Consider the following 15,787-nt stretch of genomic DNA (forward strand, 5'->3'; position numbering starts at 1 on the left):
TTTGGGCAGCCGGTATCCGGCTTCCGACTTTCACATGTTGTTTATGACAGGAGCACGATTTATGCCAAATCAGGAAATCACCTCCGCCACGGCGTCTTCCGGACAGGGCGCCGGCATCATCAAACCTTATTACAGCCCGCGGCTGTGTAATGATGACTTAGCGCCTACCCGTGACCAAAACTGGAGCTGGTACAACATATTTTCTTTCTGGATGTCAGATGTGCACAGCATGGGCGGTTATGTGGTTGCTGCGAGTTTCTTTACGCTCGGCCTGACCAGCTGGCAGGTACTGCTGTGTTTGTTGTGCGGGATTTGTATTGTGCAGATTTGTGCCAATCTGGTGGCGAAACCAAGCCAGCAGGCGGGTGTGCCCTACGCGGTGATTTGCCGTCAGGCATTTGGTGTGTTCGGGGCGAATATTCCGGCGGTGATCCGCGGACTGATCGCTTTCGCCTGGTATGGCATACAGACCTATCTGGCGGCCAGTGCGTTAATGCTGGTGCTGCTCAAATTCTTCCCTTCCCTGACGCCGCTGACCGTGCCGCACTGGCTGGGTCTTTCTGCGCTGGGCTGGATTTGTTTCGGCATTATGTGGGTATTGCAGGCGATGGTGTTCTGGCACGGTATGAGCGCAATCAAACGCTTTATCGATGTGGCGGGTCCGGCGGTATATATCGTAATGCTGATGCTGGCAGGCTGGATTTTGTATAAAACCGGGCTGAGCAATATCTCCTTTACCCTGTCAACCAAAACCCTGACGGTCGGCCAGCAGGGCTGGGAAATGCTCACTGCCACGGCGCTGGTGGTATCTTATTTCTCCGGTCCGCTGCTGAACTTTGGTGACTTCTCCCGCTACGGTAAAAGCATGAGCGAAATCCGTCGCGGTAACCGCTGGGGTCTGCCGTTTAACTTCCTGCTGTTCTCGATTGTGACCGTAGTTATCGTTTCCGGGACACAATCGCTGTTCGGCCAGATGATTACCGACCCTATCGAAACCGTCAGCCGTGTGGGCAACAGCGTGGCCGTAGCGCTGGGTCTGCTGACCATGATCATCGCGACTATCGGTATCAACATCGTGGCGAACTTCGTGTCACCAGCGTTCGACTTCTCTAACTGTTCACCGCAGAAAATCAGTTTCCGAACCGGCGGAATGATTGCCGCCGTCGGTTCGGTTTTACTGACGCCGTGGAACCTGTTCCAGTCACCGGAAATTATCCACTACACGCTGGACGTGCTGGGGTCATTTATCGGGCCGTTGTTCGGGATTTTGCTGGCGGATTATTATCTGATCAAACGCGGTCATATGGATGTGGATGCGCTGTTTAATGCCACGCCTTCCGGCCGTTACTGGTATCGCAACGGGTTTAACCCGAAAGCGATTGCAGCCCTGGTGCCAGCAGTGGTGATTGGTCTGGTAATCAGCTTTACGCCGGGCCTGCATCAGGTGGCGAACTTCAGCTGGTTTATCGGTGCATTCCTGGCAGGCGGTTTCTATCGCTACATCGCCCGTCATGATCGCGCGACCAGCGGCGCAATCGGCTATATGAAAACCGAAGCGGAATAACAGGCGGTTAAAAGGAAAAAATAGTCAGGATGGCTGAAACGACGAAGCCCTGAGTGATTTCTCACTCAGGGCTTCTGAATAGTGGCGGAACGGACGGGGCTCGAACCCGCGACCCCCTGCGTGACAGGCAGGTATTCTAACCAACTGAACTACCGCTCCGCGTTTTGTTCTGGTTAAGAACGGAGCGAATATTAAGGAATACACGCCCTTACGTCAATGCTTTTCCTGATATTTTCAATCAAGTGCACAGTTTTTCCGCAGAATGGATACTTTCAAAACAACGGCGAAGATTCAGGGCTTACGAACGCCAAAGGCAACTGCCGCCCTTTTTCACCACCAGATCCAACCTTTCTTCATGCCACGCCAGTTCCTGCTCATTTGCCGTGATCACTTTTAACCCGGAAGCCGGACGCGTCACGCGCTGGATCCCTAATCCGTCAGCACCGGTGTTTTGCTCGCCCTCGTGGGTGAATTTGATGCTGGTCTGCCCGCCGGTCATCATCAGATAAACTTCGGCAAGAATTTCGGAGTCAAGCAATGCGCCGTGCAGCGTTCGTTTGCTGTTGTCGATCAGGTAACGATCGCTCAGGGCATCGAGGTTGTTACGCTTGCCGGGGAACAGCTTGCGCGCCATTGACAGGCTGTCGGTGATTTTACAGAACGTTTCGGTTTTCGGCAGATTACGGCCGAGCATGTCGAACTCGTAATCCATAAAGCCGATATCGAACGTCGCGTTATGAATGACTAATTCGCCGCCGCGAATATATTCGATAAAGTCGTCAGCAACCTCAGCGAAGGTCGGCTTATCGGCGAGGAATTCATCGCTGATGCCATGAACGCCAAAAGCTTCCGGATCTACCAGACGGTCGGGTTTGAGATAAACATGGAAATTGCGCCCCGTCAGGCGACGGTTAACCACTTCAACAGCACCGATTTCGATAATCCGGTGCCCTTCATAATGGACGCCAAGTTTATTCATACCGGTGGTTTCGGTATCGAGAACGACGATCCTGTTTGATGTGTTTTGTAAATCCATAGCTCATTACCCACTGTCACGGATGTGGACGAAATTGCGCACAGGGTACCATCAGGCGGCCATTCAAGTCATTCAATGGCGTGCGGGTTCGGGAAAAGCGGCACCCTGGGGTGCCGCTAAGGATTTCATTACGCAGGAATTTGCTGGGTAATGCAGTGGATATTTCCGCCACCCAGAAGAATTTCGCGGGCCGGAATACCGGTGATTTTGAAGTCAGGGTACATCTGTGCAAACAGCGCTTCGGCCAGACTATCTGTCTGAGCATCGAGTAGCGGATAAATAATGTGCTGATTGCTTATCAGATAATTGACGTAAGAACCCGCCAGACGGTTACCTTCCAGACGTTCAATCGCCGTGCCCGGCAATACGCCAATCGTCTCTTCTGCGGTGGCGTGCATCACAGGAGGCGACGGCATTTTCCAGATTTTCAGGCTGCGGCCTTGGGCGTCTTTCGCTGCTTCCAGCACTTTTAAAGCCGCGGCAGATCGTGCGTACTGCGGATCCTGCTCGTCGTCGGTCCAGTGCAGGGCAACTTCACCCGGACGAACGAAGCAGCACATGTTGTCGATGTGCCCGTCGGTTTCGTCGTTGAATACGCCCTCTTCCAGCCAGATAAATTGCTTCACGCCGAGGTATTTCTGCAACTGCGCTTCAATTTCAGCTTTGGAAAGATGAGGATTACGGTTCGGATTGAGCAGGCATTCCGCAGTGGTCAGCAAAGTCCCTTCGCCGTCCACATGAATCGAACCGCCTTCCAGCACCAGATCGGTCGACACATAAGGGATCTGCTGATGCTCCGCCACCTGACGGGCCACCAGCTGGTCGCGCTCCCAGCTCGAATACAGGCCGCCGTTGAAGCCGCCCCAGGCATTGAAGGTCCAGTCAATGGCCAGACGCCCGCCTTGTGGATCCACCACAATGGTCGGGCCGGTATCGCGCATCCACGCGTCGTCGCTTTCCATTTCCACCAGCGTTATCTGCGCCGGCATCACTTCGCGTGCGTTGGCCATTTCCGCTGCCGGAACCGCCATAAACACCGGAGTCGACGTGGCAATAGCCGCCGCCACGTTGGCAAAAGCCAGTTGTGCCGGACGACCGTTTGAGCGCCAGTTGTCGGTGCGGTAAGGCCAGATCATCCAGACAGCTTGCTGCGATGCCCATTCAGCGGGCATCGCAAAACCTTCAGCCTGAGGATTGATATCAATAGAAGACATCAGTTATTTCCTTGTTGAACCGTCGGATGTCGCGATGGCGCCATACATTTCAGGACGGCGGTCGCGGAACAGACCCCATGACGCGCGCTGAGCGGCGACGGCATCCAGATCGAAGGTATGAACCAGCACGGCTTCTTCGGTTTTGCTGGCTTGTTGCACCAGCGCACCGGTCTGGTCAGCAATGAAGGAAGAACCGTAGAACGTCATTTCGTAATCAGGAATGAATTTGCTTTTTTCAGTACCAATACGGTTAGAAGCAATCACCGGCACCAGGTTAGCTGCCGCATGGCCCTGCTGAACGCGGGTCCAGTGTGGCTGGCTGTCAATTTCCGGATAAGCCGGTTCTGAACCGATCGCCGTCGGATAGAAAATGATTTCTGCGCCCTGCAGGGCCAGGCAACGAGCGGTTTCCGGGAACCACTGATCCCAGCAGATGCCCACGCCGATTTTCGCGTAACGGGTATTCCACACTTTGAAGCCGGTATCGCCCGGAATGAAGAATTGTTTTTCCTGATAGGCAGGACCGTTCGGAATATGAGTTTTGCGATAAACATCCAGCACACTGCCGTCAGCATCAATCATGACCAGCGAGTTGTAATAGGCGTTATTGCACTTTTCAAAGAAACTCAGAGGCAGAACGACTTCCAGTTCTTTCGCCAGCGCAGAGAAATGGCGGATAAGCGGGCTGTTATCCAGCTCCTGCGCCAGGCTGTAATGCTCAGGGCTCTGATCAATACAGAAGTAAGGTGCAGCAAAAAGCTCCTGGATAAGAATAACTTGTGCGCCTTTGGAATGAGCCTGGCGAACCAGTTTCTCAGCGTTAACAATATTCTTTTCCAGATCCCAGCTGCAGCTCATTTGTGTTGCAGAAACCGTAACATTTCTCATTAGACATCCTTAAAGCATTGAAAATTGGCAGTGAAAAAACCATGAAAGTCGGAACTCACTCAGAGTTTTGAACTGGCACTCTGCATTTTCCTATTATATTGCAAAAGACAGAGCTCTCCAGCCAAAAGAGTCACGATGATTCCGATAACAATCGGCAGGCTGTGGCTCATCTCTATTTTTCCGTCGAATAAATCAGGGAACACAAACAGAATGATCCCCTGAATAACAAACAGTAAGCACACGCCAGCGACCAGCCACTGGCCGAAAATGCCGCCAGGTACGCGATACGGACGCGGTGTTTCAGTTTCCTTATCGCGCAACCTGAACCATGCGCTGAAGAGCAGTAAATATGGCAGAAGGAAAATACAGCTCGAGAAGGAGAAGATAATCCAGAACAGGTCGCTCTTGTCACTGGCCAGTTGGCTGTAGCAGAGGATCACCAGCGTGGAAACCACCCCCGTCGCCACATTCGCGCCGACCGGCGTGTGAAAGCGGCGACTGAGAATACCCAGACAGGCAGGCAGTTCCCCGCTTTTTGCCGCTTCGGCGGCGGTGCGGCTCGAGCCGGACGTCCAGGTCACCATGTTGCTGATGAAGCTGAATAACGTCAGCACACACAAGATATTAAGGATTACCCGCGCGCCTTCACTTTGCCCGAAAATGATTTTCATCGCATCGATGATGCCTGATACCAGGCTTATCTGACTGACAGGCAGTGCGGCGAGAATGCCAAAAGTCCCGAATAAATAGAGCGCTGAGATGAGTATGGCAGCGAGAAACATTGCGATGCGCATCGTTTTCTCAGGGCTTTTGATCATCTTGCCCATACTCGCGACCAGTTCCAGCCCCAGCAGGCTGTAGATGATGGCGGGCAGGAAGCGGCTGCTTTCGTTGAGATGGGGGATCAGGTTATGCCACTCAAAATTGTTGGCGAGACCGTGTTGCAGAAAATAACGAATACCCGCAAAGCCCAGAACGGCAATCACGATGATTTTTGCGAAAGCTCCCCAGCGGGCAATTTTAAGACATACGCTGGTGGAGATATTGCAAAACCAGACCGTCAGCCAGGTCAGCACCAGACACAGCAGAATTTGCCAGTGCAGCGCCATTTTCGGCCAGTACAGCGAAGAAAAGGTGCCGGCAAACAGAATATAAACAGAAGGCATCCACAGCCCGACGTTGATCCAGTAGAGATAAGAGGTTCTGGCGGCCATGCGCGTCCCGAATGCCCGCTTAACCCAATCGTAAATACCGCCTTCAGCAGGCCAGGTGCTGCCCAGTTCCGTGACGACCAGCGTATAAGGCAGAACAAAGCCCGCCAGCATAATAACCCACCACGAAAAAGCCGACGGCCCGATGGCGGCAGAAGCCGTCAAAGTATCAAGGATCATGACCGCACAAAGGGTGAACATCGTCAGACTGCCCATGCCAATCTTTTGATTTTTATTCATTTCCATCATCACACCCTGCTTTTTTATCGGATAACAGTGAATATATCAGTGACAAGGAATATGAATGAAATGTATTGTTTTCATTAAATAATGAAGGATATTCATAATCATGCTGGACCTGAATCTTCTGCGCCTGGTGGTCATTCTGGCGAAAGAAAAAAACGTCACCCGCGCGGCGCTCAAAGCCAATATCACGCAGTCGGCGTTCAGCCATGCCCTTAACCGTATCCGGGAGCAACTGAATGACGAGGTGTTTGTACGCACGCGCAATGGCATGGAACCGACGCCTTATGCCGCCTCGATTATTCCGGTGATTGCCAGTTCACTGGACAGGCTGGAAGCCGTCACCCGCGGCGCTCATGCATTTGATCCGCTTCGTGATGCCCATACCTTTTATATCGGCGCGGTCGATTATTTTGAATTCATGTTTATGCCGGTGCTGACCGCCCGGTTTAAGCAACTGGCGCCGAATGTCCGGCTTTCCGTCGATATTCTTTCAGAAACGATCAAGCTTGAGCGCATTGAGATGGGGCAGCTGGACGCCTTCATCGGCGTCGACACCCTGCAACATGTTCCGCACTACTATAATAAGCACCCGCTGATTTCAGACCATTTCGTGGCAATCGCCTCAAAAGATCGTACGGATCTGCCTTCAGTTCTCACGATCAGAAATCTGGTTACGGAGCCGCAAATCCATCTGCCCGCCGTCAGTTCCGGCGCTGACCATATCGACCGCTGGCTGTCAGCGCAGCATCTCTATCGTCCGCTGGCGACAGTGGTACAAAGTTATGCTGTCGGTGGAAGAGTTGCGGTGACATCGGGTTATCTGATGTGTGTGCCCTATCGCATCGCCCGCGAACTGGCGGATATGCTGCCTTTGCGGATCCTCGAATTGCCCGCTGGTCTGCCTTCTTATGAACTGAATCTGCTGACGCACAGCTTGTTTGATCATCAGCCCGCACTGCGCTGGCTGATTAATGAGCTGAAAAATGCGCATATTGAATAACGCAGCACAGCAGGCAGAGGCGTCGAAGATATTGAAGTGCTCACTGCGCCGGTTTATGTCAGACTTGCCGTTTACTGTTAACCAAAGAGCCTGCCCGCAATGACCAAACAGGTAGAAATTTTCACCGACGGCTCCTGCCTGGGAAATCCCGGCCCCGGCGGTTTCGGTGCGATTTTACGTTATAAGCAACACGAAAAAGAGTTCAGCGCGGGTTTCCGTCTGACCACCAATAACCGCATGGAAATGATGGCAGCGATTGTCGCGCTTGAAGCACTCAGCACGCCGTGCGAAGTGACCCTGAGCACCGACAGCCAGTATGTGCGCCAGGGGATCACCACCTGGATCCATAACTGGAAAAAGCGTGGCTGGAAAACATCAGACAAAAAACCGGTGAAAAACGTCGATTTATGGAAACGCCTCGACGCTGCAATCCAGACGCATCAGCTGAACTGGATGTGGGTCAAAGGCCACGCCGGACACCCTGAGAATGAGCGGTGCGACGTGCTGGCGAAAGAGGCGGCGGGGAATCCGACGCTGGAAGATGCGGGCTATCAGGCTGAGAATTGATGAATTACCTTCTGGCGATCAACTAAAAAAAGTGAAGTCGCCAGTCAACACCCCTGCTATTTCTTTCGGGTGCAATAAAACAAGGGGGCATCATTGTGGATAAAAAGATAGCCAGATTGGTTTTCCTGAATAATTTGTATACTCATTCCCCGCCCGCTGTAACTAAAAAAATCAGGAATATAAGGCACCTGAATATCCAGTGACTTAGCACTCACATGATTATCGTCTGACGTCATAATGATGTTGTCATTTTCTTGTACATAGGTGAATGAGAGGGTTTTACTTATGTTAATCGACTTTCCATCAGCCTGTAAACTCCCCACCGAATGAAATTGCCCTACTCCATCATAAAATGCGTAATCCAGGATGACATTATAAACCGCATCCCCCTGAATGAGGGTAACTTCACTTTCGCAGGAAAAATGTTTTTTCTGATAAGAAACGAAAGCCCAAAAACCCGCTGATAAAAAAATCAGAATAATAATGGCAAAACTCATAAGCACAGAATTATTAATTTTCATTTTTGTCACTTATAAATACAAATGATACGCAACGGGCATCATTGTCTGTGATTTTTTGATCGCAAAGCAGCAGTGATGACGCTTCATACATTCGGTTAATAGCCATATATGTGATTTTTTTCGAGTGACATTGCAGAGGATGTTTTTTCATTAATTCCGAAAAGAGGGCGATATTTTTTTCATCATCCGGATAGGAGGAGTAAATATCACATCCGTTAACCGTTCCGGAAAACCGATACGCAGAGTAGTACGATGTATCAACCGGAAGTATTTTAAAAATACTTCCCCAAATGAAGATCATCACTATTATCCCCGCGATTCCGACCCCCCAGCGATATTTGTGTTCGGATGAAAAATAGCCGTGCGGGAAAACCGTCACATTCTCCAGAGACACGTCTTTTTTCTCTTCCGCCTCTTTTTCGCACTCTCCTCCAGAAATGTTAAGTTCAGTAACAGCGGCGGTCTGCTCTGCCTCCGGGACTATTTCACTCAGGTTTACTGAGATTTTAAATCCGATTTTCGGAAGCGTTTTAATCACGTCATCAGTCAATCCCGCAACTTTCAAACCCTTCCGAATTAACCCCTTATTTTGATACAAAGTATTTACTGTGACGAATGCCCCATTTTTTTCCCACACTTGATCAAACAAATATTTTTGGCTGACAGGCTGATCATTATGTAACAAGAGCAATCGCAAGCACTCACTGGCAGGCGAGTGCAGAATGATCTTCCTGGCCCTGGCAGCATCAATCTGTACAAGGCTGCGTTCCTCAGGATCAAAAAGAACAATATCATTGAGTAAATACAGTTTCTTCATATTCCGTACTTTTTTTGGATGCCCTTCCCGGCCAGTACTTCATTTTTCCAGCCAGTACTCCGCAGGAGGTATATTAAAACACTACGACATAAACATTAATTAATTCAATCAGATAAATATCTGCTGTCTAATCAAAAAGCTGATTAAAAACCTGCTTCACCTGAATCAGTATAATTCACTACAAATTTTAGTCGTCATGTTTACTCTTATCTGCAGAAAAGAAATCAGGCTTGAGACTCTTCAGAAGGAAAGCCGGCTCTTGTATAAAGGGTTTATATCAGCCGGAGGACAAAATCAATGAGAGTCTGTTTCATAACACTTCAATAAAAACATGAAGATGTAATAAAAATCAGTTTTTTTGACTAAAATTTATCTTTGTTTGGCATCTTATCTTGCCTTCATGAGATAGCGACACCAAAGATTAAAAAACATGAAAACGCATTTATTAAGAATTTAAATAAAGAATATACGCAAAAAGTAAGCACAAAACTCTGGAAACAATATTCAGAGCAGCAGCACATTGTCATTTGCGGATGTATTGCAAGTATTTAGCGTAGCAATATAATCCCCATCAAATAATTGTGGTCTTTATGGTTCGAGGCGTTTTATCCCATAAGTCATATCTACGGCGAGTAGAAGAGAAATGAACTATCAATTATGCGGTTTCCTTATCGGTAAGGAGATTCACTTCGACTTTGAGAAGCAGAGGCTATACCGACTCCCTTCTTCCAGTTTCGAGAAGGACATAACCTTTGCCACTGTTTTTCTCAATGACACCATGTTGTATTTCTTTTTATATTTACTGCTACATGCGCGTGACAGAGAAATAACTAAGGATGAAGTCATGAAAATTTTATGGGAGGAAAATAACCTGACGCCTTCAACACAGCGCTTGTGGCAAATATTGAAAGAACTCAATAGGAAACTAACTTTATTAGGCTTACCTGACAACTTTATTTTGAACATGAAAGGCAGAGGCTACCTTATCAAATACCCGGACATAAAACCAATTTACACCCGGAAAGATGAAGGCATTGCCTGGCAGGAATAATTCGGAATCAGCATTTCCATCTGAACAGAACACTTATTTTATTAACATCGCAATGAAGCAGTACCTTTATATTATTAAGAACAAAGATCTGAAAAGACCGTCAAACGAAACCGGATACCACTATGAATATGAATATCGCACGCCACTTTGAAAATTTAAAAGTCAGTAAAAAGCTTACCCTGGTATTTTCGGTAATGATGACGATCATTTTCATTGTTTTTTTATCAGGGATCTATGGTTTCAACAATGTCAGTGATAAGTCGAAAAAGGGATTTTTATCCGTTGAATTAAACAATGCACTTGAAAAAGCCAATCTCAACAGAACCAATTATCAGTACACACATGATGAACAATATCTGAAACAAAACACAATGGCGGTGCATAAACTGGCTTCTATTGTCGCTGAACTCAGAGAATTTTCCTGGTCTGCTGAAGGAAAGGTGGATCTTAATCGGGTTGACGACGCCGTTAAAAATTATCTGGCAGATACAACGCCGTTCCTTAAAGCACTGGAGAATAAAACACAGGCAGTCAATCTGATTAATTCCAAAGATATTTATAATGCCTCGATTAAAGCCGATAACCTAGGCCGTAATACCACATTACGCAGTGATATCGCAGTCAAAACAACACAACTCGCCTTTGTATTCAATGATATCGACTCCATGATGAGTGATTATCAGGAAAAACCTACTATTCAGGCAGAAAAGGATTTATCGAATCGGATCAATACGGGCATCCTGCAGGCTCAACAACTGCTACCTCAGTTTTCCGAAGACCAGCAGCCCTGGATCCGCCAAAGTATCAATGAAATGCAAAGTTTTCTGACGAATATGCCGGCTTATCTTTCCGCATGGACAGCGCAAGACGCCGCCTCGTCGCAACTTACTGTGCGGGCGAATGAGCTCACGAATGCTATTTCTCGTCTTTTTGCACTGCAAAAACACATCGCCGCCAATACTATTGCTGCCGCACAAAGCATCATGGTCACCGTACTTATGCTCGGCACGGTTTTTGGCATCCTGCTGGCCTACCTGGTCACTATTTCCATCACCCGCCCTCTGAGTAAAACTCTGGCAATGGCTGAAAGAATTGCAAAAGGCGATCTCACCGGAACACTGACTACCGAGCGTCGCGATGAGTCAGGTTTACTGATGCAGGCGGTTGCGGCAATGAATCAAAATCTGAAAGAGATAATTCAGGATGTCCGTGAAGGCGTCGACAGTGTCGCCCGCTCCTCTGCGGAAATTGCGGCGGGTAACATTGATCTTTCCTCCCGGACAGAGCAACAGTCGGCAGCGGTGGTAGAAACCGCGGCCAGCATGGAAGAACTGACTTCTACCGTGCAGCAAAATGCCAGTAATGCCAATTGCGCGCGAGAGCTTTCCGAACGTGCCGCAGAAAAAGCCGTTCATGGAAGTCAGGTTTCTCAGCAGGTTGTTGAAACTATGGAAAATATACGCCGAAGCTCACAACGAATTTCCGAAATTATTTCGGTTATCAATGGCATTGCTTTCCAGACCAATATTCTGGCTCTGAATGCGGCCGTAGAAGCCGCACACGCCGGAGAACAGGGCAAAGGTTTTGCCGTGGTCGCGGTCGAAGTTCGCAATCTTGCACAGCGCAGTTCCCAGTCATCGAAGGAAATCGAAGCGCTTATCCGGGAATCCACTGGATTTGTCGACAGCGGTTGCAGTCTGGTGGAAGGTGCGGGCGTGGCAATGGAAGATATCGTGACATCGGTGAGTCAGGTTCGCGACATCATGAACGAAATTGCTATCGCCACAGATGAGCAAAGTCGCGGAATTTCCCAGATTTCCGTAGCAATGACAGAAATGGACACCACGACACAACAAAACGCGGCATTGGTCGAAGAATCCTCCGCGGCGGCAAGCTCGCTCGAAGCACAAGCGTTACAGCTAGAGCAAAGGGTTTCAGTCTTCAAACTTGAGGACAAAACGAAACAGGGAACCCCGGTGGTCAGTTATGCATTGCACCCCGGCGCTGCGGCGAGAAAAGCCAGACCCGTCACGCACAATGAGGGCTGGACCAGCTTCTGAAGCATCAGGATAAGCAAATTTACTTTTTAACATCAGACCCGAACCGATAAAAACACCGCTGGCACCGGTGTTTTCACCCCCAGAAAACGCATCACTATTATTCTCCGGCACGTAATAACATCATGACAGAACAATCCGTTTCAGTTTCGGCGCAGGCATTGCTTATTGCCTTACTCACCCGTCAGATCTCAGCCTGGCAAACTCTTTTTTGTCCACCCCGTGGCAAAGAACATGTCTGCCCAAAGATCAGCGCCACTTTTTATAATAAAATTCTGGAACCCATGTGGTGGTGTTGTCGCGGGCCAAAACCGGTGACGATGCTGGAGAAGGATTCAATATATTGGCTTTGCGTTCTGGCTCAGGAGCCCACGCCTGTCGCCTTTGAGCTCTGGATTTTATCGGTGAAGTTTCGGTATCAGAAGCTGACAGGGAATCTATTGACCGCCGAAGCGGAAAAGTTTCTTTTAATATGTTTTATGGATTTTGCTGCCATCAATAAAATGTACATAAGCCAGGGACACGAGAACTGGAAGAGCTAACGGCGCAGGTCAGGAATAAGGTCAGATTCTTAATCCCGATGTTTCTCACGATAGCTCTTGGTCGCCCCGACTGCCTGCGATATTTTCTGCTTTTGCGCATGCACTTTTTTCGCGGTGGGTGTCAGCGGGAAAGTCCTTTTGCGGGCAATAATCAGCGTCATGCAACCCAGCGCAGGTAAATGCGTACTCAGCAATTTTCCGCCATTCTTTTTCCACGGCAGTACATGAAAACGCCGGTGAACCATCACTTCATAATTGAGCAAAGACAGCCAGTCGAGCAAACGCATTTGGGTAAACAAACGGCTGCTGTAAGGCTGGCGCTTGCGAAACACCGGCATCAGTTTGCCGATGCCTAACAGACTGAGCGGATTAAAGCTGCTGAGCACCATCCAGCCATCATCAATGAGCACACGATCCACTTCACGCAGTATGCGGTGCGGGTCATCGGCGTAAGCCAGTGTATGGCTGAGCAGGCAGGCATCCACAGATTTTGCGGCAAACGGTAAATAATAAGGGTCGCCATGAACATGCAGCCCTTCACCTTCCGGTGCAAAGTTCACCTGATGCGAGATAGGACAGGCGCTGGCATCGATTTCGGCACTTAATGCGCCGATTTTTAGCAGGTGAAACCCGTAGAGTTTGCCCCACCAGGGTTGCAGTTGTTGCTCAAGCGCGGCACGGTAGTAGTCGCCGCATGGGATATCTTCCCATGAAGCCGGTGCAACTATTTTCTTACGGGCACGGGCTGGTCGCATAGTTTGTTATCTTCTTTCAAGCAGTTGCCAAAGAGAGGTTGTTATGAATCTTATCAGTATTCCTGCCTTGCAGGACAATTACATTTGGTTGCTCGATGACCTGCAGGGGCATTGCCTGATTGTCGATCCGGGTGAAGCCGCACCGGTTTTAGCCGCGCTGAAAAAAGCCAGCCTGACCCCGACGGCTATCCTTCTGACCCATCATCATCACGACCATGTTGGGGGTGTTGATGAGATTTGCAGCCATTTTCCGGGTCTGAAAGTGTACGGACCTCACGAAACTGAGAACAAATTTAGTCAGATTAGTCTTAAAAATAGCGATAAATTGGTAATTGGCGGTCTGGAATGGCAGATCTTTGCTACCCCGGGGCACACTCTTGGTCATATTTCATACTATAGCGCGCCTTATCTTTTCTGCGGAGACACGATGTTCTCCGCCGGATGCGGTCGTTTGTTCGAAGGCACGCCCGAGCAAATGTATCAGTCGTTTCAACGCTTAGCAGCCCTGCCTGATGAAACATTAGTCTGCGCCGCACACGAGTACACTCTCTCAAATCTTAAGTTTGCCCGCTCCATTTTACCGGAGGATGATGATATTCATTCTCATGAGCACAAAGTGCAACAAATGCGTGAAAAGGGACAATCTTCCCTGCCTTCAACCCTCGGTCTTGAGCGTAAAATTAACCTCTTTTTACGTTGCGATGATATTGATTTACAAAACAAATTAAACCTTAACAATCCTTTAAAGCCTGACTGGCATGTTTTTGCCCATTTAAGGGCACGCAAGGATAGCTTTTAGCCCCAAAGGTTGTGTTTTTTTTCGAAGCAAAGTATTATCGCTCGTCTTTTAAGCAACTATGACACACACATGAAGGCAAACGCGATCCTAATAATCGCCTCCATGTTGCTCACAGGTTGCCAGGCGTCCAGGCAGGGCGTGAAGGTACCGGAACAACATGCACAGAGTTTGTCTTCAGCAAGTCAAAGTGAAGCAGGACAGTACACAGATGATGGCCGGGCGGCCTCTGGGGGATGGTTGGATGGAAACGACACCGTCTCCCAACAAAATTTGTGGAACTTCATAGGCGACGAGCTGAAGATGAAGGTTCCGGATAATCCCCGGATCCGCGCGCAAAGAGTTAAATATTTAAAGAATAAGAGCTATCTCCACGATGTAACATTACGGGCAGAGCCGTACATGTACTGGATCACCGAGCAGATTAAGAAACGTAATATGCCGATGGAACTGGTACTGCTACCCATAGTGGAGAGCGCTTTTGATCCTAAAGCGACCTCATCAGCTAACGCTGCGGGGTTATGGCAGATTGTGCCTCAAACGGGTCGAAACTATGGTTTGAAACAAAACCAGTGGTATGACGGTCGCCGCGATGTTGTGGCTTCGACAACTGCTGCGCTTGATATGATGCAACGCCTGAACAAAATGTTTGGTGGCGACTGGTTACTGACCGTTGCTGCGTATAACAGTGGTGAAGGCCGCGTGATGCAGGCGGTGAAAGCGAACAAAGCTAAGGGTCGTCCGACTGACTTCTGGGCACTGTCGCTTCCACGTGAAACATCGATTTACGTGCCGAAAATGTTAGCGTTAAGCGACATTCTCAAGAACAGTAAAAAATACGGTATCAGCCTGCCGAAACCGAATGAAGACCGTGCCCTGGCGCGTGTTGAAGTCGGACAGCAGATGCAACTGACCCAGGCGGCGGAGATGGCGGGCATGTCCCTCACCAAGCTCAAGTCGTTTAACACTGGCTACAAGAAGAATGTCACCGCGCCTAATGGCCCGCATTACATTGTTCTGCCGAAGACGCATGTCGACCAGTTTAAAGATTCACTGGCTGATGGTGATATCGCCGCAGTACAGGAAACCAAACTGGCCAGCAACACGCCGTCAGGTGCAAAACAGTACAAGGTTCGCTCCGGCGACAGCTTGTCTGGCATTGCAGCCCGACTGAATGTGAAGACTCGTGATTTACAGCGTTGGAACAATTTGCGCTCAGCAGGCGCGTTAAAAGTTGGGCAAACCCTGCAAGTGGCGGATAACAGCGTCAGCGATACCAGTGCCAATGGTGGCAGCATCACCTATCAGGTACGTAAAGGCGATTCATTGTCGAGCATTGCCAAGCGTCACGGCGTAAACATCAAAGATGTGATGCGCTGGAACACCAATGCCGACAACCTGCAACCGGGCAACAAGTTAACGTTGTTCGTCAGCAACAAGATGAGTCCCGATACCTGATTTTGAGCGGTACCGGCAATAAAAAAGCACCCTGAATATTCCGGGTGCTTTTTTTATGTCTGCA

General features: G+C 49.2%; 15 protein-coding genes and 1 tRNA gene. 8 read left to right on the plus strand and 8 right to left on the minus strand.

Annotated features, from left to right (window positions below; all coding sequences use genetic code 11):
- Nucleotides 1-61: 61 nt before the first annotated feature.
- The gene (locus D6C13_RS05575) at nucleotides 62-1,564 is read left to right on the plus strand and encodes an NCS1 family nucleobase:cation symporter-1 (protein ID WP_120131825.1); all 1,503 of its coding nucleotides are present in this window, start codon (nucleotides 62-64) and stop codon (nucleotides 1,562-1,564) included.
- Nucleotides 1,565-1,646: 82 nt separating this feature from the next.
- Here the strand turns inward: D6C13_RS05575 and D6C13_RS05580 are convergent.
- The 5 genes from D6C13_RS05580 to D6C13_RS05600 all read right to left on the minus strand — a co-directional run bounded on the left by D6C13_RS05580 (nucleotide 1,647) and on the right by D6C13_RS05600 (nucleotide 6,153).
- Nucleotides 1,647-1,723: transfer RNA gene (locus D6C13_RS05580), tRNA-Asp, on the minus strand.
- 139 nt (nucleotides 1,724-1,862) lie between these two features.
- Nucleotides 1,863-2,600, minus strand: coding sequence for a DNA polymerase III subunit epsilon (gene dnaQ, locus D6C13_RS05585; protein WP_120131826.1), 738 nt, complete (start codon nucleotides 2,598-2,600; stop codon nucleotides 1,863-1,865).
- A 128-nt stretch (nucleotides 2,601-2,728) separates the two neighbouring features.
- Nucleotides 2,729-3,814, minus strand: coding sequence for an agmatine deiminase (aguA, locus tag D6C13_RS05590; protein ID WP_120131827.1), 1,086 nt, complete (start codon nucleotides 3,812-3,814; stop codon nucleotides 2,729-2,731).
- A gap of 3 nt (nucleotides 3,815-3,817) precedes the next feature.
- On the minus strand, nucleotides 3,818-4,702 hold the full coding sequence (gene aguB, locus D6C13_RS05595) for an N-carbamoylputrescine amidase (RefSeq protein ID WP_120131828.1): 885 nt from the start codon (nucleotides 4,700-4,702) through the stop codon (nucleotides 3,818-3,820).
- A gap of 59 nt (nucleotides 4,703-4,761) precedes the next feature.
- Nucleotides 4,762-6,153 carry an APC family permease gene (locus tag D6C13_RS05600; protein ID WP_208642862.1) on the minus strand — a complete coding sequence of 464 codons (1,392 nt, stop codon included), beginning with the start codon at nucleotides 6,151-6,153 and terminating at the stop codon, nucleotides 4,762-4,764.
- A 109-nt stretch (nucleotides 6,154-6,262) separates the two neighbouring features.
- Here D6C13_RS05600 and D6C13_RS05605 point away from each other — a divergent pair, with 109 nt between their 5' ends.
- Both D6C13_RS05605 and rnhA read left to right on the plus strand, forming a co-directional pair.
- Nucleotides 6,263-7,159: a LysR family transcriptional regulator gene (locus D6C13_RS05605; RefSeq protein WP_120131829.1), complete on the plus strand. Its 897-nt coding sequence runs from the start codon at nucleotides 6,263-6,265 to the stop codon at nucleotides 7,157-7,159.
- Nucleotides 7,160-7,258: 99 nt separating this feature from the next.
- Nucleotides 7,259-7,726: a ribonuclease HI gene (rnhA, locus tag D6C13_RS05610; RefSeq protein WP_120131830.1), complete on the plus strand. Its 468-nt coding sequence runs from the start codon at nucleotides 7,259-7,261 to the stop codon at nucleotides 7,724-7,726.
- Between the two features lie 56 nt (nucleotides 7,727-7,782).
- Here rnhA and D6C13_RS05615 read toward each other — a convergent pair whose 3' ends face one another.
- Together D6C13_RS05615 and D6C13_RS05620 are read right to left on the minus strand one after the other, a co-directional pair.
- The gene (locus D6C13_RS05615; protein ID WP_120131831.1) at nucleotides 7,783-8,247 is read right to left on the minus strand and encodes a hypothetical protein; all 465 of its coding nucleotides are present in this window, start codon (nucleotides 8,245-8,247) and stop codon (nucleotides 7,783-7,785) included.
- Nucleotides 8,237-9,064: a winged helix-turn-helix domain-containing protein gene (locus tag D6C13_RS05620; protein WP_120131832.1), complete on the minus strand. Its 828-nt coding sequence runs from the start codon at nucleotides 9,062-9,064 to the stop codon at nucleotides 8,237-8,239. Before D6C13_RS05620 ends, D6C13_RS05615 begins: the two co-directional genes overlap by 11 nt.
- Before the next feature lie 643 nt (nucleotides 9,065-9,707).
- Here D6C13_RS05620 and D6C13_RS05625 point away from each other — a divergent pair.
- From D6C13_RS05625 to D6C13_RS05635, 3 genes are all read left to right on the plus strand, one after another.
- Nucleotides 9,708-10,115, plus strand: a complete 408-nt coding sequence (locus D6C13_RS05625; RefSeq protein WP_120131833.1) for a helix-turn-helix domain-containing protein — start codon at nucleotides 9,708-9,710, stop codon at nucleotides 10,113-10,115.
- Nucleotides 10,116-10,243: 128 nt separating this feature from the next.
- Nucleotides 10,244-12,175 carry a methyl-accepting chemotaxis protein gene (locus tag D6C13_RS26065; protein WP_120131871.1) on the plus strand — a complete coding sequence of 644 codons (1,932 nt, stop codon included), beginning with the start codon at nucleotides 10,244-10,246 and terminating at the stop codon, nucleotides 12,173-12,175.
- A gap of 122 nt (nucleotides 12,176-12,297) precedes the next feature.
- Nucleotides 12,298-12,714 carry a hypothetical protein gene (locus tag D6C13_RS05635; protein WP_120131834.1) on the plus strand — a complete coding sequence of 139 codons (417 nt, stop codon included), beginning with the start codon at nucleotides 12,298-12,300 and terminating at the stop codon, nucleotides 12,712-12,714.
- Nucleotides 12,715-12,743: 29 nt separating this feature from the next.
- Here D6C13_RS05635 and D6C13_RS05640 read toward each other — a convergent pair whose 3' ends face one another.
- A complete protein-coding gene (locus D6C13_RS05640; RefSeq protein ID WP_120131835.1) occupies nucleotides 12,744-13,469 on the minus strand; it encodes a class I SAM-dependent methyltransferase in 726 nt (241 codons plus the stop codon).
- Between the two features lie 43 nt (nucleotides 13,470-13,512).
- Here D6C13_RS05640 and gloB point away from each other — a divergent pair, with 43 nt between their 5' ends.
- Together gloB and mltD are read left to right on the plus strand one after the other, a co-directional pair.
- Nucleotides 13,513-14,268 (plus strand): hydroxyacylglutathione hydrolase, encoded by a 756-nt coding sequence (gene gloB / locus D6C13_RS05645; protein WP_120131836.1) that lies wholly within the window; start codon nucleotides 13,513-13,515, stop codon nucleotides 14,266-14,268.
- 69 nt (nucleotides 14,269-14,337) lie between these two features.
- Nucleotides 14,338-15,723, plus strand: a complete 1,386-nt coding sequence (mltD, locus tag D6C13_RS05650) for a murein transglycosylase D (RefSeq protein ID WP_120131837.1) — start codon at nucleotides 14,338-14,340, stop codon at nucleotides 15,721-15,723.
- The last annotated feature ends 64 nt before the right edge of the window (nucleotides 15,724-15,787 follow it).

The sequence above is a fragment of the Rahnella woolbedingensis genome (assembly GCF_003602095.1).
Classification (GTDB): Bacteria; Pseudomonadota; Gammaproteobacteria; order Enterobacterales; family Enterobacteriaceae; genus Rahnella; species Rahnella woolbedingensis.

Bases quoted from the DNA above. Each gene is read 5' to 3' on its own strand.
- D6C13_RS05600 (WP_208642862.1), bottom strand. From the start codon at position 6,153: ATGAATAAAAATCAAAAGATTGGCATGGGCAGTCTGACGATGTTCACC.
- aguB (WP_120131828.1), bottom strand. From the start codon at position 4,702: ATGAGAAATGTTACGGTTTCTGCAACACAAATGAGCTGCAGCTGGGAT.
- D6C13_RS05620 (WP_120131832.1), bottom strand. From the start codon at position 9,064: ATGAAGAAACTGTATTTACTCAATGATATTGTTCTTTTTGATCCTGAG.
- rnhA (WP_120131830.1), top strand. From the start codon at position 7,259: ATGACCAAACAGGTAGAAATTTTCACCGACGGCTCCTGCCTGGGAAAT.
- D6C13_RS05575 (WP_120131825.1), top strand. From the start codon at position 62: ATGCCAAATCAGGAAATCACCTCCGCCACGGCGTCTTCCGGACAGGGC.
- D6C13_RS05625 (WP_120131833.1), top strand. From the start codon at position 9,708: ATGAACTATCAATTATGCGGTTTCCTTATCGGTAAGGAGATTCACTTC.
- D6C13_RS05635 (WP_120131834.1), top strand. From the start codon at position 12,298: ATGACAGAACAATCCGTTTCAGTTTCGGCGCAGGCATTGCTTATTGCC.
- gloB (WP_120131836.1), top strand. From the start codon at position 13,513: ATGAATCTTATCAGTATTCCTGCCTTGCAGGACAATTACATTTGGTTG.
- D6C13_RS05605 (WP_120131829.1), top strand. From the start codon at position 6,263: ATGCTGGACCTGAATCTTCTGCGCCTGGTGGTCATTCTGGCGAAAGAA.
- D6C13_RS26065 (WP_120131871.1), top strand. From the start codon at position 10,244: ATGAATATCGCACGCCACTTTGAAAATTTAAAAGTCAGTAAAAAGCTT.
- D6C13_RS05615 (WP_120131831.1), bottom strand. From the start codon at position 8,247: ATGAAAATTAATAATTCTGTGCTTATGAGTTTTGCCATTATTATTCTG.
- aguA (WP_120131827.1), bottom strand. From the start codon at position 3,814: ATGTCTTCTATTGATATCAATCCTCAGGCTGAAGGTTTTGCGATGCCC.
- dnaQ (WP_120131826.1), bottom strand. From the start codon at position 2,600: ATGGATTTACAAAACACATCAAACAGGATCGTCGTTCTCGATACCGAA.
- D6C13_RS05640 (WP_120131835.1), bottom strand. From the start codon at position 13,469: ATGCGACCAGCCCGTGCCCGTAAGAAAATAGTTGCACCGGCTTCATGG.
- mltD (WP_120131837.1), top strand. From the start codon at position 14,338: ATGAAGGCAAACGCGATCCTAATAATCGCCTCCATGTTGCTCACAGGT.